General features: G+C 64.7%; 16 protein-coding genes. 4 read left to right on the forward strand and 12 right to left on the reverse strand.

Going from position 1 to position 23,255, the window contains the following annotated elements; all coding sequences use genetic code 11:
• A partial coding sequence (locus GF068_RS41795; RefSeq protein ID WP_153825165.1) for a tyrosine-type recombinase/integrase occupies positions 1–558 on the forward strand: 558 nt, incomplete at its 5' end.
• 423 nt (positions 559–981) lie between these two features.
• On the opposite strand, the gene GF068_RS41800 is transcribed toward GF068_RS41795, so the two are convergent.
• The gene (locus tag GF068_RS41800; protein ID WP_153825166.1) at positions 982–1,542 is read right to left on the reverse strand and encodes a hypothetical protein; all 561 of its coding nucleotides are present in this window, start codon (positions 1,540–1,542) and stop codon (positions 982–984) included.
• A gap of 384 nt (positions 1,543–1,926) precedes the next feature.
• Here GF068_RS41800 and GF068_RS41805 point away from each other — a divergent pair, with 384 nt between their 5' ends.
• The 3 genes from GF068_RS41805 to GF068_RS41815 are packed head-to-tail and all read left to right on the forward strand — an operon-like array spanning position 1,927 to position 4,689.
• Entirely contained in the window at positions 1,927–2,511 is a 585-nt protein-coding gene (locus GF068_RS41805; protein ID WP_153825167.1) for a hypothetical protein, read from the forward strand.
• A gap of 4 nt (positions 2,512–2,515) precedes the next feature.
• The gene (locus GF068_RS41810; protein WP_153825168.1) at positions 2,516–3,715 is read left to right on the forward strand and encodes a leucine-rich repeat domain-containing protein; all 1,200 of its coding nucleotides are present in this window, start codon (positions 2,516–2,518) and stop codon (positions 3,713–3,715) included.
• A gap of 5 nt (positions 3,716–3,720) precedes the next feature.
• A complete protein-coding gene (locus GF068_RS41815) occupies positions 3,721–4,689 on the forward strand; it encodes a SpoIIE family protein phosphatase (RefSeq protein ID WP_153825169.1) in 969 nt (322 codons plus the stop codon).
• A gap of 46 nt (positions 4,690–4,735) precedes the next feature.
• On the opposite strand, the gene GF068_RS41820 is transcribed toward GF068_RS41815, so the two are convergent.
• From GF068_RS41820 to GF068_RS41870, 11 genes are all read right to left on the reverse strand, one after another.
• Positions 4,736–5,377 (reverse strand): hypothetical protein, encoded by a 642-nt coding sequence (locus tag GF068_RS41820; RefSeq protein WP_153825170.1) that lies wholly within the window; start codon positions 5,375–5,377, stop codon positions 4,736–4,738.
• A gap of 187 nt (positions 5,378–5,564) precedes the next feature.
• Positions 5,565–7,013 carry a B12-binding domain-containing radical SAM protein gene (locus tag GF068_RS41825; RefSeq protein WP_153825171.1) on the reverse strand — a complete coding sequence of 483 codons (1,449 nt, stop codon included), beginning with the start codon at positions 7,011–7,013 and terminating at the stop codon, positions 5,565–5,567.
• Between the two features lie 140 nt (positions 7,014–7,153).
• Complete coding sequence (locus GF068_RS41830) at positions 7,154–7,324, reverse strand: hypothetical protein (RefSeq protein ID WP_153825172.1); 171 nt, start codon at positions 7,322–7,324, stop codon at positions 7,154–7,156.
• A 117-nt stretch (positions 7,325–7,441) separates the two neighbouring features.
• Complete coding sequence (locus GF068_RS47305; RefSeq protein ID WP_153825173.1) at positions 7,442–8,821, reverse strand: sigma-70 family RNA polymerase sigma factor; 1,380 nt, start codon at positions 8,819–8,821, stop codon at positions 7,442–7,444.
• Positions 8,822–9,269: 448 nt separating this feature from the next.
• Entirely contained in the window at positions 9,270–11,393 is a 2,124-nt protein-coding gene (locus GF068_RS41840) for a DEAD/DEAH box helicase (RefSeq protein WP_153825174.1), read from the reverse strand.
• A 2-nt stretch (positions 11,394–11,395) separates the two neighbouring features.
• Positions 11,396–12,802 carry a BREX system ATP-binding protein BrxD gene (brxD, locus tag GF068_RS41845; RefSeq protein ID WP_170320004.1) on the reverse strand — a complete coding sequence of 469 codons (1,407 nt, stop codon included), beginning with the start codon at positions 12,800–12,802 and terminating at the stop codon, positions 11,396–11,398.
• Complete coding sequence (gene pglZ, locus GF068_RS41850; protein WP_153825176.1) at positions 12,799–15,423, reverse strand: BREX-2 system phosphatase PglZ; 2,625 nt, start codon at positions 15,421–15,423, stop codon at positions 12,799–12,801. The genes brxD and pglZ overlap by 4 nt, the downstream gene beginning before the upstream one ends.
• A gap of 2 nt (positions 15,424–15,425) precedes the next feature.
• Positions 15,426–19,061 (reverse strand): DUF6079 family protein, encoded by a 3,636-nt coding sequence (locus tag GF068_RS41855; protein ID WP_153825177.1) that lies wholly within the window; start codon positions 19,059–19,061, stop codon positions 15,426–15,428.
• Positions 19,062–19,098: 37 nt separating this feature from the next.
• Positions 19,099–19,899 carry a hypothetical protein gene (locus GF068_RS41860; protein WP_153825178.1) on the reverse strand — a complete coding sequence of 267 codons (801 nt, stop codon included), beginning with the start codon at positions 19,897–19,899 and terminating at the stop codon, positions 19,099–19,101.
• A complete protein-coding gene (locus tag GF068_RS41865; RefSeq protein WP_170320005.1) occupies positions 19,881–20,672 on the reverse strand; it encodes a hypothetical protein in 792 nt (263 codons plus the stop codon). The genes GF068_RS41860 and GF068_RS41865 overlap by 19 nt, the downstream gene beginning before the upstream one ends.
• Before the next feature lie 171 nt (positions 20,673–20,843).
• Positions 20,844–23,243, reverse strand: a complete 2,400-nt coding sequence (locus GF068_RS41870; protein WP_170320006.1) for a CHAT domain-containing protein — start codon at positions 23,241–23,243, stop codon at positions 20,844–20,846.
• Positions 23,244–23,255: the final 12 nt, after the last annotated feature.

The following is a 23,255-nucleotide window of genomic DNA, read 5'->3' on the forward strand; positions in this document are numbered from 1 at the left end:
ACCTCCGAAGAAAGATCGCCGAAGCAGAAGCCCGCGCCACGCCGCCGAGCTGACATCCCACCCCCACTGCACCAGAGCTCGCGCGAAAACGTCGCGTCGCTGCAGGACAGTGTGCGCGTAGATAGCGAGGGTCGGTCACACGGCGAGATCCACACGCCCAAGACCGGCCAGCGGGAGATCCCGATCTCCAGGGAGCTCGCGCGTCTCCTCGCCCCCATCGTGAAGAGGGGACCCAGGGAGGCGCACGTCGCCCTGAACGACCACGGCAAACCGTGGGGTCAGTTCGGGATCGACCAAGCGTTCGAGCGCGTCTGCCGGCGGGCGGGCCTGAGCGGGTGGTCGGTGTACGGTCTCCGACACTACGCGATTACCAGTTGGCTCCGCGCTGGCATCCCTGTCCACGTCGTCCAGAAGATGGCAGGTCACAAGCACCTGGCGACCACGCAGAAGTACGTCCACTTCCTCAAGCAGGACCTGGAAGAGGCAGCCCGCCGGCTGCCGGTACGCCGAACTCGGCAGAACGCCAAGACGGACGGCCAGGACGAGGACCAGAGCTGAGGCCACCGAACCGACCATCGTCGGTTGAGGCCACAGTGAGGCCACAGGATTTCTGGCCACCGGACGGGCGATCAACCTCGCGGTCTGTAACCCCGCGGAATCACCCAAGAAACGCCTGGAGCCGCCTTCGAGATTTGAACTCGAGACCTACGGTTTACGAAACCCCTCCGAGCCTTCTCGGGTGACTCGCCAATTGCAGCCTTTTCGCAGGGATTTCAGAGGGTTGGAGGTGGACAGGAGCGGACAGGTTGGGACGGGTCTGGACGCGAGATTTGGCAAAGATTTGGCACGGGGAGCCGCCTGACGAACGGGATCGGCATCCCGGTCCAGCAGTTGTCCTCCCTTCCCCTCCCCTTCCCTGAAGTCGGGACCGACAAACAGGCTTGACAGCCACAGGTTCTATGTGGCGGAAGCGATCCCGATCTACTGGACGCGCTGGCGAGCGGGCGAAGCCGCGAGCCGGTCGCGCGCCTCTGTCAGCCGACGCTCGAGCGCTTCGCGCGCCGCGGTCTGCGTCATGAGCTCCCGCTCTAGCTCGGCCGCAACGCGCTCGTGCTCGTCCACGATCGTCTGCCCGTATGCTGCGAGCTCGTCGTCCCCCACGTCGCGCGCAAGCTGCACGCGTCGCCGCCATTCCTCCGTCTGTGCACGCGCCGCGGCGAGCTGTTCTCTGAACGCGCTCTCGTCGCGCCTCACCTCGCCGACGGCCAGCTCGGCCGCGCGGAGCAGCGCCTGCTTTTGCGCGGCTGTCCTCGGCTTCGAGCCGCTGAGCTTCGCGAGCCACCGAGCTCTCAGGATCTCTCCTGCGTGCCTGGCGATCCCGGACTCAGCCTGAAACAGCAGGATCGCGCCGATGATCTGCGCGGTCGCCACCCGCTCGGCGGCGGCGATCCGCTCCTCGACCTGCATGATCGCGCTGTCGATCGTCGCGCGGAGTGCCGCGGCCGCCTCCACCTCGGCCTCCACATCGTGGAGGAACAGCAACTCGATCTCCTTCCTCCACCGATGTGCGCCCCGCGTGAGTGCCGCCTTCGGCAGACGTGGCCGCTTCGCACGCGCCGCACGCCTCTGCGCCGCGTGGAAAGAGGCATCGATCCGCTTCTGCCCCTCGCTCCATGTCGCCTCGTATCCGCGCCGGAGCTCGTCGCTCCGCCGCGCGACGAGCCTCACGACCGCTCGGTCGACCTCCGCAACGAGAGCGCGGGGATCGTCGGTATCCGTGCGGCGACCGTCCTTTCGGGCACGACGGGGCTTGGCCATTCGCAGAGCATGCAGCATTCGCGGCCCGACTGCGCGCACGATGTGCGACTTCGTCGGGCGACGACGGACGGGGGCGGATCGGCTATACTGCGTCTCATCGAGCGCACGATGTACACCGTGAAGCGCCTGGAGGGCTCCGACGCACCGCGCCCCGCACGCTGGCTCGGCGCAAGTGAGGGGAACGAAGGGCCGATCTACGTCCTCGAGCGCGGGGACGAGGTCGTATGGAGTGTGGGCATCGATTTCGGCAGGGCTTCCTTCGTCCCATTCCGTGAGGAGCTGGTCTGGGAGAGTGCCGACGCGATCGTCCTCGGAGGTGGGGACACCGTGTACGTACTCGACATCGGGACCAGCGCCCTCCGCGCCACGATCGCCGTTCCTTCGCGTTTCGGCCACCTGGCGCTCGCGCCCGTGCCCACTCCGGACGGAGGAGAGGAGTTCCTCTTCGTCCTGGGCTGGACGGACGTGCACGCGGTGGATCGAAGGCTCGAAACCCGGTGGATCGCACGAAACGTTGCAGTCGACGGCATCGTTTTCCACGAGATTCGAGGCGACGCGCTGATCGTATCGGCGGAGATGGATCCGCCGGGCGGCTGGGTCGAGGTTGCGCTCGACATCCGGACTGGGAGCGAGCTGTCGCGACGGTCCCCTTCGCTCCCCGGCCCACGGTCTGGTACCGTGCATAACGACTGAATTCATGGACCGAGCAACCTTCGCCTCCCGCCTCGAAACCGCATCCCTCCGGGCTCGCGACTTCGCGCGCGAGCTGGTCCTCGAGCACCTGCCAGACGAGATTCGCTTCGATGTCGTGCTCAACGCGTCCTACGACGGAAACCCCCTTCACCCGGACGAGGTTGTTTTTCCCGGCGACGGCGAGCGCTTCTCACGCGCCGACCTGAAGGGCGTCGATGCCACGACGGTCCTCGATCTGCTCCTTCGCGACGGCATGGTCCCCGAGTGGATCAACCTCACCGTGACGCACGAGCACGGAGGCAAAACGTTCATTGAAGTGCTTTGCTGCGGTCGATTCACCGCCAACGAATCATTGCTTTACCATGCGGAGGAGGGGTATCCGCCTTTTCATGTCCTGGGCCCTTCGATCCCGCCCCACGTCGAGACGCCGAGTCGCTCACGGTACAGCCTGTACTGGTCGATGGAGGTCCATGATGACGAGCTCGAAAGGCTCGATGGTCGGGACCAAGTACAGACGTTATGCCTGCGTGGCGGCGGGATCCATGACCACACGCTGGAGCGATTGGCCCGGCTGCATCGGCTGCGCTCGCTCCGGCTTGAAGGCACCTCAGTCCGCGGAGAAGGTCTCGTTCACGCGGTCGGAGGGGCGCTCCAATATCTGATGATATCGGGATCGCTCGTGCGGATCGATGGGCTTGCGTGCTTGCCGAGCAGCCTGTCATCGCTCGTTTCGCTGACTCTCGACGAGAGCCCGCTCGTCGAGGGTGAACTGGCACACCTGCAGCGTATGACGAGGGTTCATACGCTCGAGCTCACGAACACGTCCGTGACCGACGAGGGCGCGCGTCTCCTCGCGGCTGCGCCGACGCTGCGCGAGCTCGATCTCAGCGGCACGGCGATCTCCGATGGGGCCTGCGCCCATCTCGGCCGCATGGCCGCGCTGGAGACGCTCTCGCTGGATCGGACGGCAGTAACGGATGCCGGCGTGCGCCATCTCGCGAACGTGCCGCGCCTGCGGTTCCTGTCGCTCGCCGGCACGGGCGTCACCGATCGAGGAGCGGCAAGCCTGGTCGATTCAACCTGCCTGCAGCAGGTCGACCTTCATGACACGCAGGTAACGCCGACGGGTGTTGCCCTGCTGAGGAAACGCAAGATTTACGTGGTGAGAGCGCCGCGTCGTGGAAACGCGGTCCCCGCCTCATAGCCGTCATGGGCATATTCGATATTGTTGTGGCCGAAGCAGAGTGCCCGCGCTGCGGCGACCTGCAGCCGTGGCGAATCCAGTACAAGTACGGGTATTGCCGCCTGCACGAGTACACGCTTGGCGACGCGATTTGCTGGTTCGACCCACCAGGGCGACGCGCACCCCTGATCGACATGGGGGAGAACGTGGCCGGTCTGGTTGCCGTGTCGGGCACGCCGGAGGCCGCATGCCGCCACTGCAAAGTCGAGCCGGACGAAGCAACGGTGTGGTTCCGAGACAACGTCGTGGAGAGCGTCGAGGTGGGCGTCCCCGTGCCAAATGACGACTTCATACCCGTCACCCCTCCACTGGAATGGCTACAGGTCTGGTCGCAGCGGCGCGCTGGCAGTGCAAACGAGGATCGCCTTGAAGCGAGCTGCCGTGGTCGCCGGTGGACACTGGTCATTGCGGACGGCGCGGGCGGGCTTTCCGGCGGCGCGCTCGCTGCACAACGGGCAGCGGAGGCGGTGTCTGCCTTGGGTGCAGACATGGAGCTCACGCCTGCGACTTGGTGCGAACGGCTCGTGCAACTCGACCGCGAAATGTCCGCGGATCCAAAGTGTGGGGAGACGACGCTCGTCGTGGTCCAGGTGAGCGGCAGCGAGCTGTGGGGCGCGAGCATCGGAGACTCGGGGGCGCTCCTCGTAGAGGCCGGGCGGGTCGTGGAGCTGACCGCGAGGCAGAAGCGCAAGCCGCTTCTCGGCAGTGGGGAATGCATGCCTACGAGTATCGAGCGTCAGCCCCTCACGGGGCGTCTTCTCCTGGCGTCCGACGGTCTTTTGAAATACCTGCCTCAACCAAGGCTCTCCGGGATCGCTTTGGCGGGTGACGTCCGCTCGGCCGTCGATGCGCTGGTCGAGGCTGTGGAGCTTCCTTCGGGGAGGTTCCACGACGATGTCGCCGTGATACTCGCCGAGCATGTCGTGCGCTCGTGACTCCGTACGACGGCACCCAACGACGGCCATGAAGTCTACGTGTAGCTTACTCCGTTGCCCGTGCCGCCATCCATCGCCCGTGCGCGCGTTGGAAGATTAATGGCGCCGCGGGGTGCGCCAGCGGAATCCACTGCGCGCTCATGTTGCCGATGCGCACGGCCCGAGCATTTCCGTAATGCCCTGGATCCGGGCGTAGGCGGCTCCCCGGGTCCTCGGAGGTCGCAAGCGGGACGAGCTCGCGAAAGACGCGCAGCGCCGCGTTGCCGAGCGTCACGATGACCTCCGCGCGCGCAGTCCGAAGCTCAGCCAAGAGCCGGTCGCGATGATCTCGCAGCGCCTCGCGTACGATGTCGTTCTCCGAGGGATGCGGTAAAAACGTTGCACGGAGAAGCCCGTTTGCAACAGCGAATGGTGCATACGTATTCTCGATCCGTCGTGCCCCGCCGGTGCTGCCGCGGTAGGTGTCGAGGCAGTCGGTGATCCAGGCAGCGCCACGCGCGGCCCCCAGAGGCGCGAGCACCTGCCGCTCCACCCAGACCCCGGAGGAGCCGTTCAGATTTCCGCACCGTCCGATCCGACCCCACGCCGGCGAGAAGCCGACGGAAGCCTTCCAGCGCTCGATATGCACGCCTTCATCCGCCCCCGCCCAGAAGGGCTCGGGTTCGTTTGCCACCGCGAGCGCCTTCACGGGCTTCCAGGGTCGAGGTGGCTCCCACGCGACGCGAAGCGCGCTCGGATAGGCGCCGAGCACGAAAAGGCCACGGGGCGAGGACGCGGATGGCGGGCAGGAGGCGACGGGGACGCCGAAGGGGAAGCGCTGCTCCATGATCTCGTCGCCGCGATCCTACCCGATTCTGGGTCGCAAAAGCATCTCCTCATGCCACGACGCGTAACCCTGGCAGCGCGCGCGGCGCCGTCGCCATCCGCCACCCCAGCACGCTCGCCCACGGCCATTCCCCGGTGATCGCGATTCCCCAGGCATCCGGCGAACGCGCCATCGGCGAGAGTCGCTCGAGCTGGAAGTCGTTGTGCTCCACCACGGCGCGCAATCCGGTGCGTCGCGAGAGCTCTTCCCGCACCCACGCGAGCTCCTCGGCCGCAGCGACTGCGTTTTGCTCGGGGAACCCCGTGATGTAATTGACCACGAGCCCGACGCCGGCTTCCCCCGCGGCATCGAGCACGCGTAAAAACAAACCCTTCGATTGCTTCTTGTCGATGCGCCGTTGCTGTTCCGGATCGATCGTCTCGAGCCCCACCTCCAGCGTATCGCATCCACCCAGCGAAAGCCGCCGTAGCGCCGTCGCATCGAGCGATGCATGCAGCTTCGTGCACCCGCTCCAGCGAACGCGCCCCGCGATCTGCTCGGAAAGCGCCGCGAGTCGCTTCGGGACGAGCAGGCTGTCCTTGAACGCGACGTTTGCGCCTCGCTCTGCCGCTGTTCTCACGACGGGCTCGACGACCGCATCCTGGAGCGTTCGGTAGACGCCCTCGATCGTCGGGTACGTGCAGAACTCACACTTCCCATAGCTGCAACCGCGAGACGCTTGCGTCGGCAGCGTGAGGCGCGGCAATCCATACAGCGATAGATCCTGAAAGACAGGCGCATGCGTCGGATCGTCCACGGCACGACGAACCATTCGACCGCCGGCACGCAAGCATTCCTGTGGCAACGGCAGGTCGCGTGCGACCGCGTCGAGCAACTCGACGAACGTGCGCTCGGCATACCCGATCACGAACGTATCCACGAACCGGCCGAACCGGGCATCCTGCACGATCCGGTCCTGCAACGCCGTTACATGAGCGCCGCCCCAAACGATTTGCACCGACGGCCAGAGCTCCCGGGCAATCGCGCTCGCGACGAGCCCGAGCAACACCTGCCCGCTGAAAAGTACGGAGACCCCGAACACGTCGGGCCGCGTGGAGGATTCGAGCTGCGAGCGGATCCAATGGCCCACGGGTGACGCGACGAGGCGCTCGACCGCAGCATCCACGGCGTCGTGCGAGCACGTGAGCGATAGATGGGGATCCGCGTCACCGAGGCGATCGAAGTCGGTCAGGTACACCTGGAGCATGGGCACGAACGTCTCGCGCTGGAGCGCGGAAAGGAGCGCGCCGGGCTTGTCGTGGTCGCCGACGACGGTCGAAGCAGGGAGTTCGAGGTCGGGCGGAAGCCGTTCGCGAATCCACCGGATGCTCAGGTCGAGCGCGTCGGCCTCGTGCCCCGCGGCGCGAGCGGCGGCGACGAGGAGCGCGGGGCCGAGGAGGGGGCCTGCGCTGTACTTGAGAAGGGGCGGAACGACGAGGAGCGCACGGGCAGCGGGCATGAGGACCTCCGGGATCGTGGTCCGCAGGCGTCGCTGCGAACCGTCCGAAGGCCCCAGTCAGGAGGGGGCAAAACGTGACGAAGATTTTTTTCGAGAGCGCGGGGCGCGTCCCCGGAGGAGCGCGCCCCGCTGTTGTCACGTCACTTCTTGGGCTGCTCCTTCGGCGGCGACGGCTGCGCTGCGGGCGCAGGCGGCGGGGCGTTGCCATGCCCCTGCCGTTCACGGTTGATCCGGTCGGCCTCGTACGCCGGGTTGTTGGGGTTCTTGACCTTCGCGCGATCGTCGTTCGGGCTGGACGGCTTGTTCGCCATGGTTTCTGCTCGTTTTCGTGATGGGAATTCGCGCCCTCCTGGCGCGAGGCGGAGCCGCTAACCGGCTCCGCAGCTCCCAGTCACGAGGCGACGAGACGTGACAAAAATTCCTGTAAGTTACTGACATCGCTCATCAAATTTCTCCTTGAGCGCACGTACGGCCCGACTGTACCGCTGCCGTACGGCCTCCGTGGTGAGGTTGAGGCGCTGGGCGATCTCGGCGTGCGGACGGTCCTCCCAGAGGTGCTGCACGATCACCTTCCGCTCTTCCGGCTTGAGGCCACATAACGCGTCGTAGACGGCCTTCTCCCTCGCCTCCTCTCGAAGAAGGTCCGGGATGGGGCCGTCCTGGAAACATGCCACGGGGAAAGGAGGGGGATCGTTCGGATCGAGCGGGCAGGACCGGCGGCCCTGGCGTGTCTCCTTGAAGGCCGCGTTGCGCACGGATTTGAAGAAGTACTCCCGGACATTTCTGAGCCGCTGGCTCCGCGTGCAGACCGCGACGATAATCTCCTGCACGATCTCCTCCGCCGAATCCTTGTCGCGCGTGTAGCCGTATGCAATCCGGATCCCTTCGCTTCGATCGCTGTTCCCGTAGGCATCGCGATGGTGCAGAGCCTCCACACACCGATTGAAGCCCGCCTCCTCCTCCGGCGTCGTGATCTCCCCAGCCTGCGCTGGCGCCAGGCTCCGCGGTTTTCCCCCGAGCGCGCCCTGCACGACCTGCCGCGAGCAAGCCGTCGTCGACCCCGAGCACGTCTCGAGCGCACGCGCCATCTCCTGCGCCGAGAGCGCCGACGCGACCTGGCCGAGCGCATTGCCGATGAGCAGCGCGATGACCGAGACAGCGAGGCTCCCCGCCGTCACGAGCCCCGCGAAAAACGCCGACCGGCGCACGCCCGTCCAGAGCGAGCGCATCCAGAGCCACCACCCCCGGGTCGAGAGCGCCGCGGCAAACAGGAAGAGGAGCGTCGCGCCCGCGAGGATGAAACCACCGAGCAGATCCAGCGGCATCCGGATGACGCGTGATGCCTGGAATGGCACGACGCACCCGTCGACGAAGAGCGCCACCCCGCCGAGAGAGAGCCACGGGTGACGAAAGAGCTCCCGATACCAGGACGAACGCTCTTTCGGCGGGGGAATCGGCGGCACGTAGTAACCCACCGGCTGCGACGCCGCGGGTCTTGATGGTGCACCGCGGGAGCCGAGCTTGCGCACGACCGAGGCGATGGCGCCGATCAACGCGACGAACCCGGTCAGCCCGAGCAAGGACGCGGCGATCGCCACCGCGCCCTCCACGACGTGCGTCTCCCGCGCGCCGATGGCGTCGAGCGCCCACGCGCTCGCGAGGCCCAGGACGCCCGCCCAGAGGGCCAGCAGCGTGACCGCGAGCGGCAACAGGACGAGCACCGAGAGCAGCGCGAGCGACACCGCCGCCAGCGCGGCCTGCCAGCGCGGGGTGGACGAGGTTGGCGCAGTGGCCTGTGGCGTGTTCACCGGGCCTCTTGGTAGGCGAGCATGGTTGGCTGGGTACCCGAGCGTAAAGGAGAGTAGCCCGGTGGTGCAACAGGCACAGAGGGCGGGTCGTCGTCGCTCGCGACGTGCACCCTCGACGCACTAGGCCGACTCATGTAGTCTCGGACACCACGTTGCCGGAGGAGCCATGAAGCTGGGAATCATTGGGGACGCACACCTGGGCGCGACGGACTACTCCGAAAAACGGCGCGCCGACTTCTCACGTCGAGAGCGCCTCTGGGCCAGCATGAAGAGACACGAGCTAAAACTGCGCAATGCGGGGTGGCGGTTGCGGCGAGGTTTCCTTCAGCTCGCGGTTCATGATTTCGACCCCAAGCTGTCCGTCGGTGAACTGGGGGGGGAGGCTGGGGGAACTGGTACGAGTAATGGTTCCGGCGGTCGATCTGGGCATTGCCTGAACCATGCGGCCTCATCCTCCACGCCTAGACACGACCGGCACTCGTAACCGCCCCGCAAACGCCATCACTCCCTCGACATCGAACAACCTCTCCACCGCGAGCCTTCTCGCCATCCGTTCCGGCAAGCACCTTTGAAATTTGCTCACCTCCTCGAGCTTCGCGTCGTTCGCCTCGCCGCCCGCAACCTCCTCCCACCGCAGCCCCGCGAGCCTGAGCACATCTTCCCGCACGGCTCCGACCTCGACGTGCCCCTTCCGCTTCAGCGACCAGTTCCCGGCCGTCCACTCCCCCGCGCCCACCCGCTCGAGCCCACTTGCGAGCAACCGATTCAACGCTCCCCCGGCGAACGTGTACCAGCGGATCGTCTCCCCATCGTCCTCCAGCGGCGTCTCACCCTCGCCCACGAGCCCGTCGTAGTCCTCCCGCAGCTCCCGCAACTCAGCCCCCGCCGCATCGGACAACCACGCATGCTGCTCGTCACCGGCCAGCGTTCGCTTGATCTCCGCGCACACCGCCCCCGACATCATCGAAGGCGTTCCCAACCAAACCGGCACGCGCCCGGCCTTCGCAGGCGTCACACGGCACACCGCCTTCGACCACTCGACCTGCCCGACCTGCCAGGAGCGTCCCGCGAGCCGAAAGCTTCCGCCGCCCGGCTTCTCGAGCACGGCGCGGACAAACGCCGTCTCCACGATACCCACATCCTGGTTTCCATGCATCACCCGCATCGCCTGCGGGGCGTCGAAGACCGCGTAGAGCTCGAAGAAGTTCTTCCGACCGAACCGTAGCTCTCCCGCTACCCCCAGCGATAAAAGACCATCAGCCTCGTGTAGGATGTCACGCGCGATCATCGTGTCGACGAGCTCCGCCACGTCCGCCTCGTCCAGCCCGTGAAATGGCGTCGCCGATGCCACCCATTCGCGGACGCGATGCCGCGAGATCCCGCCCTCCTGAAGCACGAGCGCCATGATCTGATGCGCTAGCACGTGCGCGGCAGCGTGCACGGGACGCACGCTCTCCACCCATCCGCGCTCGGCCAAGCGAAGCAAGGCGACCGCCTGCACGAGTGTCTCCGGGCTCTCGCACAGGAACGTGCAGTTCGCCCTCGTCCCCGCACGCCGCCCCGTGCGACCCATGCGCTGAAGCAAGCTCGCGACCGAGGACGGCGCGTCGACTTGGATCACGAGATCGAGATCGCCGATGTCGATGCCTAGCTCCATCGTTGACGTACAGACAATCGCTGTGTTCGTCCCCGCCACGAAGTGCGCCTCGGCCAGCTGTCGATCGGCGCGGCTCACGGCGCTGTGGTGCACGAAGACTTCGACGCCACGACCGGCCATCGCCGCTGCCACCCGCTCGGCCTGGCTGCGGCTCTCAACGAATATGAGGCTCTTTTTGCCTTGCCCGAGCCGTGCCGCCTCCCGAGCCGCGTCCGCAACGTCGGAGACTCGGTCAATCAGCAAATTCCGTTCGGCCAGTGGCCGTGGCGGATCGACGAGACGAAATGGCCGTCGACTCGATCCCTGGAACCACGCGCCAATCTCCTCCGGGTTTCCCACCGTCGCCGACAAGCCGATACGCTGGAGATCCCGGCCGCAGAAGTGTGTGAGCCGCTCCAGAAGGGCAACGAGATGCGCGCCTCGGTCATCCCCGGCGAACGCGTGGATCTCGTCCACGATGACAGCCGATAGCTGGCGAAACAGATTGCGCGCGCTCGTCTTCTGACTGATGAGCATCACCTCGAGCGATTCGGGCGTCGTGAGCAGGAGGTGCGCAGGCTCCCTCGCAAATCGGGCCTTCTTCGTGGCAGCCACGTCGCCATGCCATTTGAATGCGTCGAGCCCCACCATCCGCGCATAAGCGCGAATGCGCTCTTCCACGTTGTTCAACAGCGCGCGGATCGGACACACGTAAAGCGCCGCGACGGGGTCGAGCCCCTCGCTCAGGATGCGGGACAGCACGGGAAAAATGCTGGCCTCGGTTTTTCCGCCCGCCGTCGGCGCCAGGACGACCACGTTGCAGCCGTCGAGAACCGCATCGACGGCGAGCTCTTGCACCGGGCGTAAGCTCCGCCATCCCAGGTCGTTCACGATGCCGTGACGGAGCTGGGGATGCAGACGGACGAAGCTGCTCATGCTCAGCCGTCCAGGCGACGCGTCGACCGCTTGCGAGTCCGTGCGGGCTTCGTTTCCGAGGGCTTCTCCTCCGCCGGCTTGGCCTCGGTGGTTTGCTCTTCGAGGTCCAGCTGCGCCGAAGGTGCGATCCCCCTGCGGGCCGCAAGCTCCTCGGGCCGCAGCTCGGCCTCGTTTACTTCGAGCTTGTAGCGACCACGCGGATCGTAGTCGGAGTGCTGATCGACCTTGTCCAGCACATCGACCACTTCTTTCAAGAAAATGCGCGGACAAACTGCAACTTGTCCGCCAAAACCGCTCGTCACCTCGCGGACCATGGCCTCGAGAAAGGCGTCATCGGCGACGGTCTGAACACGGGCGCCCTCTTGCGCTGGGAACAGGCCCCGCACCCTCTGCCCCACGAGAAGAAGGCGCTGCGTGTCGAACGGAAGAAGGCGGACCTGCAAAGCGCGAAGGTTATCGTGGCGCGGGTCTTCCTCGAAGCGCGGAGCAATCCGCTGGTAGAGCGGCGGCAGTGACTTGAGGCCCTTGTAGCCGTCGAAGAACTCAGGCGTGCCAGTGACGACGAGGTACAGTCCCGGAAGGTCGTTGTTCGCCAGCATGTCGACGAGCTGGCGAAGCGCATTCAACGATTTTTCGCGTGCCGGAGCGGACATGCGTTGCACGGTCTCCACCTCGTCGAGCACGACGACGAGCCCCGCATATCCCGATTGTCGGAGTAGCATGAGCACGCCGCGCAGGAATGCGAGCGCCGCTTGCCCATCCACGTTTCCCTTCACACCTGCCCGGCTCGTCACCGTGCGATCGACGTTCGGTTGCCCCGAGAGCCACGCGAGGAGCTGCTGGGCCGTGCCGAAGTCGTTTGCGGACATGGCGCGGTGGTAGGCGCGGAGCACCTGGGTAAACGCCGGGTTGTAGGCCCGAAGGGCCGCGAGCTTGTCCTCGAGACGCTCCTCGACGGCCGTGATGAACGCGGGATCATCGTCGGAGAGTCCACGCAGCGCGGTCACCTGTTCGCCCACGTCGAAGAGCCACGCGTCGACGATCGAGGGGAACGCGGGCGAGCCCTCGGCTGCGGTGGTGAGCCGCTCCATGAGGCGCCGGTACACCGTCTCGAGGTGCTGTAGTGGCGTGTCGTTGATCGAGATCTGGACCTCCGACGTCGCGAAGCGTCGCGCACGGGCGCGCGCACAGAGCAAGCGTGTCGCGAAGGTCTTGCCGCTGCCGTACTCGCCGCGGATCCACTTCGATAGACCGCGCCCCGCGCCGCTGCTCACGAAGTCGAGTTCCGCGTCCACGGCGTCCATCAGCTTGTCGAGGCCGGTCGCGATGTGGTGGAGCCCGCGCTCCGGCACCGCGCCTGCGCGCAGGGCTGCGACGATCTCGCGGGCTTCTATCTCGCTCACGGTCATGCGTTCCTCCGGCGCTCGGGCGGCACGAAGGTGTACTGCTGCTCGCCGTTCGGCAACCGATCCGTGGAGAAACATGGCGCCCCGACGTCATGCAGCTTGCGATGGAGCTTGGCCATCCAACCTCCCACGCGCGCGGCGGGTTTGCCCAGGACCCGCGCCACCTCGCTCATGCGTGCGCTCCCGTGTCGGGCGAGCAACGTGAGGACCGCCCGCTCGTCAGGCTCGAGCCCCTCCATCACGTCGGCTGGGAGCCCCAGGAGTCGATCTGCATCGACCGCGAGTGCCTCGATCGACGGTCGACGATCGTAGAGGTCGGTCTGGATTGGCTTGGCTGCCGGAGGCGCCGGGGCAGCTTTCTTCTGCTGGCGGGTGGGCGCCGTGGCTTTGGCGAGAGGTTCGGCCGGCCGAACCTTCATTTCCGCGGCCGAGGCGTGCGTCGGGCCGAACCACCAAGACGGCTCACCGGCGCGGACGCCATCGCGCACGAGCCAGGCCAGCGGCACCACCATCTCCTCGAGCCCCACGCCCCCGTGAAACCCAACCTGCGGCGAACCCTGGTAAGCGCCCATGCGCCAAGCAAACGCTTTCCTGCCGGACGAGCCACCGAGTTCTTCGACGTTCACCTCGACGAACCCGTCGGGAGCAGCCTCTTTCGGACCGAGCTCGCAGAAGCGTGGGGTCGAGCCCGCCCCCACGCGCAGAGCCTTGTTCCAGAACGGAGTGTGGCCGTGATCCGCGACGACGAGAATCGAACGGCCATGCGCCAAAGCCGCCTGCAGGCTCGGGATGAAGCCGGAGATCTGGTCCGGTTTGACCTGCAGCTGCGCTCCGGTGTTCGCTGAGCCAATTTGATCATCGATGGCATTGAACACCGCCGCGACGATTTCGATGCTCGTGTCCTGGAGCGCGCGAAGCAACGGGCCCGGCCCCTCGGCCAGATCCCCTTTCAGGAACAGCTTTCGCGTGCGATTGCCGAGCACCTTGTTCTGCTTGAATCTCGCCGGATCGGTCGACCGTTCGCCCTCCTCGCGCCAGACCGATTCGGCGGCGAGAGGGTCCTTGGGGATCTCCCCGAGGAAGATCGCGCCGCGGGCATGGCTCGTGATCGTGGGCAGGAGCGAGAGGGCGAGGAGCCCGGTCGCGCTGTCTCGCTCGGGCGCGCGAAGCCCCAAGGGCTCGCCCAGCTGCGCAAGCTCCTCGACGATCTCAACGAAAGCAGGGTAGCTGCAACCGTCGAGGACGACGAGGAAAAGGCCCTCATCCTTGGGACGCCGAAGGGCAACGTCTGTCCAGAGGCGGTGTAGCGGTACGACGCCCTCGGTCTTGTGGAGCGCCTCGACGTATCCTCGCGCGAGCGTTTTCGCGAACGCGAGATTGTCCCTGTTGCGCCGCTCCTGATAGGCCACGAGGGCCTTCTCAGCCTGCTCATGGAACTGGGCTGTCGATGCGAGAGCGCGACGTAGCCGAGCAGCGCTCATGTCGGCAAACGCGCCGCTCTTCTGGTAACTGCGGATTCGCCCGGCGAGCTCCGGTCCCGCCTCCTCGGCGTCAGGCGTGGCGAGGTAACGCGAGAACCGGGCCATCTCCTCGAGCAGGCTGATCTCGTTGCGCATCAAGCCGGCCGCGCGGTGCTCACGCATCCACGTGATCTCGCTGCTCGGGACGGGCTCGCCACGCGCAACACGTTGCGCGACGTCCTCGCAGCGGTTCGCCAGACCGAGCGGAAGAATGGTGCTACGCGACCGCGCGTCCTTCGACAGATGGCGCCGGCCTATGGTTTCGGCCTCCGTCAGGTACTTCTTGGCGTCATCCTTCAGCTCCTCGATCGCCTCCACCGCAATGCGCGAGAGAACGCCGCGAAGGACGTCTGGAGGAACCCCGACCTGCTGATCCTTTTGCAGCGCCTCGAGCTCGCCCCAGACGGCTTCAGGGACCTCGCCATCGATCGCGAGCAGCACGCCACGCACGACGAGCGCACGCAGGCGCTCGGACGACGCGAGGGCCCACGCGAGGATGCGGCCCTCGGTCGCATGCAGGCGGGGCAGGTTGCGCCGCACCAGCTCGCGGACACTCTCGTCCCAGTCCGGCGGATGCTCCACCCACTCGGCAAGGAGCGCGCCCGGGCTGCGCGCGCGTAGGCGCTCGCCCGAACCGAAACATACGTCGAGCAACAGCTCGTCGAGGAGCTGGCGATCGATGACGGTGGGGTGCGTCCTTTGGCTGATCTGAGCCCGCAATGCCTCCAGGTGGTCGAGCGCGAGGCGCTGTACGGCTCTATCGTCTGTCCCGACCACCGGCACGCCCAGCACGACGGAGAGCACGTCCTGGATGTCGAGCGCATGCACCCGCCTGCGACGCGCGCGGTGCAACAGATCCGCGGGCAAACTGCGGGCGAGGTCCGGCGGGAGAATCGCGATGAAGGGGGCACCGCTCGACTTCCACACCATGCGGCGCAGCTCGAGCTCCGTCCTTGGCCGACAAACCTCGTAGGTCGCCTGGCTCGTCTGGACCCGCTGCGGCACGCTCTCGAGCCCGTCTCCATCGAGCGCGAGCACGTACCCCTGCGCCGCCGGGCCTCCGGCCATTTCCACCAGCTTGCGCAGCAGCTCGGGCGTCTCCATCGCTACTTCTTCACCCGCACACGGATCTCGATCTCGAGGGGGGCAGCGCCCTGTTCCTGCAGTTTTTCGCGGAGGCGGCGCCAGAATGCGGTCAATGCATCGCCATCACCAGCCTGGAGGCGCTCCTCGGCGAGGATGACCTTCCACTCCTCGGAAGGGCCGGTCGCCTTGCCGCCAGAGAAACCCACGGTGGCGTCGGGCGCGGGTGGCATAGGTGACGGGCGCCTCGCGGATGGGTTGGTGAGCGGCGGCGTCTGGCGCAGAACCTCTTCGATGAGCCGGTGGGCCTCGGCGTTCCAGCTCGCGATGGCCTTGTCCGTGAGCGAGCGCTCGTGCTCTTCGGTGCCCAGGAGCTCGTGAAGCGTCTCGAAGTGCGCCCGCACGTCGTCCCCGAGCGCGCTGTGGCCCACGATGCGGCCCAGGTGATTTCTGGCCTTCTCGTCGAGCCCTTCGAGTGCCCGCTGGACGCACTCCACGGAGCGTACGACGACGCGGACGGGATCGGCTGTATCGTCGGGCCAGCGGATCAGGAGCTCGCGGAGCACGGTGCAGGAGTCGGTGCTCGAGCTCGCAAGCGGAGAGAGCCGCTGAAGGGCGTCCCGAATCGAGCGGAGACGAGGCGGTGGCTCGCCCTCGCCGAGGAGGGTCCGGATCCGACCATGGAGGCCCTCGAGCGCGATGCGCTTCTTTGTCGCCAGCTCGCGGAGATGGCGTGCGTAACGGTCCTGCTCGGCGAGTGTACGGTGGGAGGCTGGGGCTTGCCCCTCGAAGAGCGACGGACCCAGCTCGCGGAGGCGGCTCCACTCGGCGAGCTCGAGGAGTGGAGCGCGTTCGAGGGTGACCGAGGTGCGGAGCTTCGAGTCGATCTTCACCTCGAGCGTCTCGCGCGTGACCGTGTGGAGCGCGCGGAACCCGTACGCCCGCGCGAGGAAGGCCAGGAAGAAGTTGCAGACGGCGGGCTGCAGGCCAAACTCCTTCACGAGCTGCTCATTGACGGTGTCCCACCGGACGGTCGCCTCGGTGGCGTGGCTCGATACGGCCTTGAGGTATCGCGTGTCGCGGCGCAATCCCGCGGTGGTTTGTCCTATGTCGACGAGCTCGAGAGGGATACCCAGCCCGCGCAGCACCTTGGCCGTGGCCTCGTCGAAGTGCTTTCGTTGACCTTCGGACTCGGCCGCCTCGACCATCCAGTCGCACAGCTTTTGCAGGTCCTCGGGCCGAGGCTCCATGCCGAAGCTCGGATGTTGCGAGTAACGCTTGTCGAGAAGCTCGTGCGCGAAGCGCTCGAGGTTCTTGTCGAGCTCGGGCTCCGGGACATCCGTTTTTACGTCACTGTTGAGGGGAACCACCTCACCGTGGTTCTTGTAGACCTCGCGCAGGATGTCCCGCAGGCGATTGACGAGGTTCGCTTCGTGCTTGGAGGCCTGCTCCACGACCTGCTGACGATCGTGCATGGCGAGGTTCCCCAGGAGATCCTCCTGCCCGACCGGGCTCGCAATGTACTGGGCTGCCGCAAGGTCCGCGAGCACGCTCTCCTCGGAGGGCGTGAGGTGCCGTGGGAGCCAGCAGAGCGTGAATTGCGCACCCTCGCGCTTCCGTGCATCCCGCGCGCGTTGCCTGTCTTCCTCCACGGTGTGGCCGGGGGCGTCCCAAGGATAATCGATCAAGATGCGGAACTCGTCCCCATCCGCAGGCTTGAAGGCGGCATTCGACAGCTCGCGGATGTTCCGCAGCGCCAGCGAGCCCTTGCGCATGGTGCCGCGCCACTTCATGCGCAGCGCATGCTCGTTGTTTTCGCCGCTCGCGAAGACGAGCTCCTTCTTGGGGCCGAGCATGTCGCTGAAGACACGGTAAAACGCGCCTGCACGCCCGCTGACCGTGTCCATCTTGCTGCGCGCGCGGTCCATCACCTCGCCGAAGTTCGCCCCTTGGAGGACGACGCCTACGACGGCGCTCCGGCTTTTGCCGGTGAGCTGGAGTGCGGGCACGCGGCGCGAGAGCTCGACGAGATCCTGGTAGGCGCGCTCCATCCGTGCCTTGTCCATCTCGCCGGGTACGTCCACGTCGTTGAGCTGCACGAGGCGCTCGACGCTCATGCCGCCCGAGCCGCGCAGGCGCGGCGAGACCTCGGCGAGGAGCACGGTTTTCACGAGTTGATCGAGCACGCGACGTCGCTTGTCATCGAAGCCGGTCTTCTCCTCCTCGGCCCGCCGCTTCATCTCGCCCATTGCAGGCCGGAATCGCTGATAATAGAGCTCGTGGATGGCCTTGAGCAGCCGGAAGCTCTCGCGCCGCTCGCTGCCCTCGACGCCGCTCTCGGGGAAGATCGCCTCGAAGGCGCTTCCCACGGGCAAGAACTCACCGACCGGGAGCGTCGGGTAATGGACGATGAGCAGCTCGTAGAGCAGGCGCAGAGCCGTGCGCTCGCGCTGCATCAGCGTCGAGACGTCGATGAGCATCTCGATGAGCGCCGGGTGGAAGGGGTATACGTCGCGCAGGTAAGCGACATCGGCGCCCTGGAGCAGGGTTGGCAGGAGCTTCTTGTGTCCCTCGGCCAGCGCATCGATGACCGGCTGAACGACGTCGGGCGCTTTTCGCCGAAGAACGCGCTCCCTGCATATGTGGCGCAGCTCGACGTCCTGGAGCGTGGTGAGCTCGAAGCGCTTGGCGTGGTGGTCGAGGTGCTGGTGCAGCCCATCCTCCTGCACCATGTCCGGGAAAAATTCGCGGATGTTGCGCTGCCGGGCGACGAACACGAAGAGGGGCAGGGCGCGGCGACCGTCGGTGTGGTCGACGAGGACGTTGAGCTGGTTGATGGCGCGCTTGAACTCGGGCCCGGTCTTCTCGCTGAGCCAGAGGAGGAGCTCGTCGACGAGGAGCACGAGGCCGCCGAAGCCCTGCGCCTTCACGTGCCGCGTGAGCCGTTGCAGGCCCTCGGCCCAGTTCGGGTCGATTCCGGCGCTCGCAGCGTCGCGGCCTTTGAATGAGAGGTATGCGCGTGCAAGGTCCTCGCGCTCTTCGAGGCTGCCCTGGGCCATGGTCTGGAAGTCGTCCTTCGAGGCGACGATGCCGGCGCGCTCGAGCTGGCTCCAGAAGATGTCGCCGTATTGCTCGGCTTCGCGGAGGGCCTCGTCGAGGACGCCCTGCACGTCGAGGAACTCGAACGCGGGTTTGCCGTGGTGGCGGAGGGCGACGTTGCAGGCCTCGTACACGGCACGGTCGAAACCGGTATCCGTGTGGCTGGTCGTGAGCATGTGGAGGCGGACGACGAGGAAGTGGGCGTCGCGGATCCACGCGCGGTGGCTCTTGTCGAGCTCTCCGACGAGGGGATCTCGCTTCTTCCAGGCGACCGAGTCGTCCTCGAGCAACATGCCGAGGAAGCTCATGAAATGGCTCTTGCCGGAGCCGAAGCTGCCGTGGATGAACCGGCCGAGCTCCTCGCCGCGCTGGAAAACCCGGCGCATGCCGTCGAAGATGCGGGGGAGCTCCTCGCGTACGGCAGGCGTGAGGACGTACTCGTCGACAAGGCGGCGGCGGGTGGCCTCGGCGCCTTCGGCTTCGAGGCGGACGACGAAGCCGAGGGCGGTGATTTGGTCCCGGGTGGGGAGGTCGAAGGCGTCGAGGATGGTCTGGGTCATGTCACACAGAACCGGCTGCAGTGTGCTTCATGCAGTATCATGTCTCTCCTTGTGGATGCTGTCCATCCGGAGCGACGGAAGCGAAGAGTGCTATTGCCGAGGGGCTCGCCGCCATGGCTGGCGGCTGTGCTGAAGGACTGGTGCGCTTCGCTGTTGAACGCGTGTAATGCTGGGTGCGTGGAGGGTTTGGTACCGGCCCCGCCTCGCCAGTGAACTTCGCTACACAAGAGAAGCCGAGGTCGAGGAAGCGAGCTGCCGGCTCTCCTGGAGGAAGACCATTAGTGATGAGGGCTGACACGGAAAATTCAGGTGAGCAGACGCGCTCAGTTAGGTCGCCGGCACTGGGAGGAGGGATCCTAAGGACTTCCACGTCGCCACGGAATTTCTCGAAGTCTCCCCTGGTTACCCTGTCTTCCTCGCGCGCCTTCCGGTGCTTGGCGTCCCAAATCGCAATGATGTTCTCGTACCTGGGGGTGGTATCACTAGTCGCTTGCTGGAGCGAGATATCAGGCGCACGTTTGGCGTCGTACGCGTCAAGAATATAGGTGGCCATACACAGGTGAAGACGCTCACCTGATGGGACGGCCACCTCAAAGTGAGAATGTTTCCACTTGCTACCATGTCTCCCCGGTAGAGCATGCCCCAGCTGCCCCTTTACGTATGTGATAACAGTTCCCGAACGCAGCTTCGAAATCATGAAGAAATAGCAGAGGACCTCATACAAGAAGTCGGCATCTTTGCTCTTGAGTACGTTTTCCGGAGTGTCGAATACCGGTGCCATACTGCCGATGGCATTGGCCAGTGTACCAATCTTGCTTATCAGAGAGGCGCGGTCCACTGTAGTTCCTCAAAGCGGCGTTCGATGGGTTTATTAAGCTCGTCGGCTATCTGTGTCAATAGGCGCTCGTCACCGAGGACAAGATCGACAATTCGTTGCGCATGTTCACTTGCATCACCAAATGGCCGCGCATGCACCCTACGGTCATCCTTAATTGAAATGATCCACTCGCGAAACATCGGTTTCCCATCGCACTGAATGCGATCGTAGATCTGGCGAGCGCGCGACAAATAAGCGGCGGCAGGCAGGATGTGGTCCTCAAAAAAGCGCACAAGGAGCCGAGCCCGATCCTGGTATGACACGCTACGATCACTAATGTTGGTGCCGAGCCCCATGCAGTAGGCCTGCAAGCTAAGTTGCAGCGCCCTACCCATTCTTTCATACCAGGTCATGAAGAAAGTACGCGCAAAGAACAAGACACCATCTCTCAGGGTGATAAAGTCGTCGAGTCCAATTTTGCGGAACTGTCTATTGAAATGCACATCTGGCGAGTCGAAATTTGTTACCAATAGTAGACTGTGCGAGAATAATCGTATGGGGCGCGGCGGATTTAAATAGTTAAACGGTCCAAGCTCAAGCCGGACCGAAAATACGCCCTCGGTTCTCGATGGGCTTGTGGATTCCGCCAACAAGTCTTGCTTTGGCGCGTCGGTCGTTTTCGCGTGTTGGATGGTTGTCCACGCGTAGAACTGGATGCTTCCGTAATGGTCACGCTCGAAAATTATTGCATATGTGCCGGACTTGATTTTCGCGTCGCCGTCACGCTTTCTCATGGTCATTGAGAAAGTTTGCGGCGGGTTACCCCGACGCCCTCCACGCGAGATGGCTAGGCGCGTTCGGTCCATGTCTAGTGCCCACGCCGTATTGTGCTGCGAGCTCACAGCCAGCCTCTCCTCAGCGCATATTTGTCGGACTCAAATGATGCCATCATGGTCGACGCCACGTCATGTCTTGCGGAATCGGACTTCGCCCTCATGGAATATCGTGACAGGACCGTCGTCGGATACGACGATGGCAACCGTCGCGCTTTCCTTCGTTATCTTCTGTGCAGACAGATGGCGGGTGCCAGCGCTCAGGGCGAGCACCTGCGTGTCTGGGGATGGGGCCAGCTTAGCGCCTATTGCAAGGGTTCGACCATCATGCGAAAGAATGACGGCTCCATCTCCCTCGACCAGGCCAAGATACTCGTAAGGCGAAACACTCGCCACGGGCTTATCCTTGAGCTCGTGCGTATCACTTTCCGCAATATTCTTGTAGCCAGGGTTCAGTCGCGGTTCTGCGCCATCCTTTTGCCGTATGACGAAGATGTGGCCCTTACTCAGATCGGAGGCGACCATCGCCTTCTGCATAACATCGAGCAACACACGCTCATCGATCGACGTTCCGATCGCAAGGTCTGAAAGCACTCGTCGCAGTTCGGCGAAGTTCGAAAAGCTCCAGTTTCCCTGCCTGTATTCTCCAACCTGTTCACCAGCAACGACGAGCTTGATCCTGGATCTCTCCGGTATGATGAAGGCACAGCCCCTCTTGCTGGTTGCTGAGAACACTCCCGCCCACTTCGGATCGCCGAGGATGAACACTGCCGCGCTGTGCACGTCCATGTCCTTCAAGCTGCCGATATGCTCGCTCTCGATATCAGTCGCCGTCGGGCGAGCGATGGCCACGAACGCCCTGTCCGTACCGTTGACCTTTATGGCCTCTCCCACGAATTTCTTCATCTCGCCGAAGAAAAATCCGGGAGGCAAGCTTTCCGACCGTTTTATCACGGGATGGTTGTCATACTCTGCCGGATCATCCCGTGCGAAGAGCACCAGTGACGTCTTGAGTTGCTGGCGTTCGTGCGTTGCGTGACACATTTCCGAGGCAAGCTTCGCGATCTTGAGAAACGGTGTCACCGGGATCCGGGCTTCCCGTACGGTCCGAATCACTTTGGAGCCCACCTCAGCGCTGCCGAAAACGTTGAGCATCAGGGCAACGTCGCCGGGCGCCATTGATTCGAGTTCCACGTACGGAGACAGAAGCGTATCGAGGATGGAAGAGAGCTTCTCCTGCATCTTCCGCTTACCCCAGTCCTCGAAAGCCTTGACGTACTCCGTGTCGTCGAGCGGCCTGGACTCGCCACTTACACTTCTGGGGCGGTGGCCATCCTTGCTCCACGACAGGGAGCAGTTGGACTGGAACAAGACCAGGCCGAAGCACTCCTTTAGCATATGGTTGTTGAGGAAGAGATACTGACGGACCCGGGTAACGCTCTCTTCGACGGTGAGTCGCTCACGAAGCAGGTGGCGATAGAAGTTCAATGCGACCGCATGACCGGTAGTGTCGAGCAACTCGAACTGCAAGGCAGCGACCGCATCAACTCCATTCGAGTGCAGACATTCGGCGAGACCCGAAAATGTCTCGATTGGATCCTGAGCCGCCCCGTGACATGTGCTCAAAAACACCAGGCGGACGCTTTTCGGTTCATCGATCAGGGACGCCAGGCGAAAACTGTTGACGACGTCCATCTTCGTTCGGTCGAGTTCAGAGCACAGCGCGAGAGCGCCGAGTCCCTCACGAGGATTGAATGCTCCGTGACAACTGACATGAACGATGTGAGGCCTGAATGAAGTCAACTTTCTACGCAGCTCGTTCACTGTTGCGTTGTGGAGCACCTGGAGCTCGACGCCATGAACGACTGGCGCCTCATCCACGACGAATCGCAGCATCGACTCCTCTTTCTCGTCTTCGAGAGGAGGCAATTCGGAGGGTGAGGCCGTGACGAGAAGTATGCGCAGTGCGGCGTCGTCAGAAAGCGACTTGTGCGCAAAATCGGCTCGATTAAACAGTCGTAGTGATCTGCATGTTCTGATGTCGGATCGCTGGCACAGGAACTGGGGCAATACGCCGAATTGTGTGTCACATAGTAGCTCCCACGGGATCATGAGGAGCTCCGGAGTCGACGTAGCGATGGTCAGACGCAGAGGCTTGCCCTTCGACGCCAGGCTCCGCAGGTGGTCACGGATCGAACGCGTGAACACTGCGTCGAATAGGCCGGCCCCGAACTCGACACAGTCGTGAATCGAGAGCTCTCCGCCAGCGAGTCTCCGCAAGAATGACAGGAGATCCCCGGGCGAAAAGGGGAGCTGAATTGTTTCCACAGCTTCTGAGTTTGCTACCGCAACGTAATGCGGAAATTGCTCATCAGTCGTGGAAGTCGACCCGGCCCCGACGGGCGCAGGTGCAATACGCGTGCGCCCACTGACGACAATCCTCGGCAGAGCCGCCGCCATGCTGGGCGCTGTACCCGGCGGTCGGCTCAGGAACACCTGCAAGTCTTGGGGCTCGTAGGGGGCCTTGTTCATGGTGTCTCGTTG

Source organism: Polyangium spumosum (genome assembly GCF_009649845.1).
Lineage (GTDB): Bacteria > Myxococcota_A > Polyangia > Polyangiales > Polyangiaceae > Polyangium > Polyangium spumosum.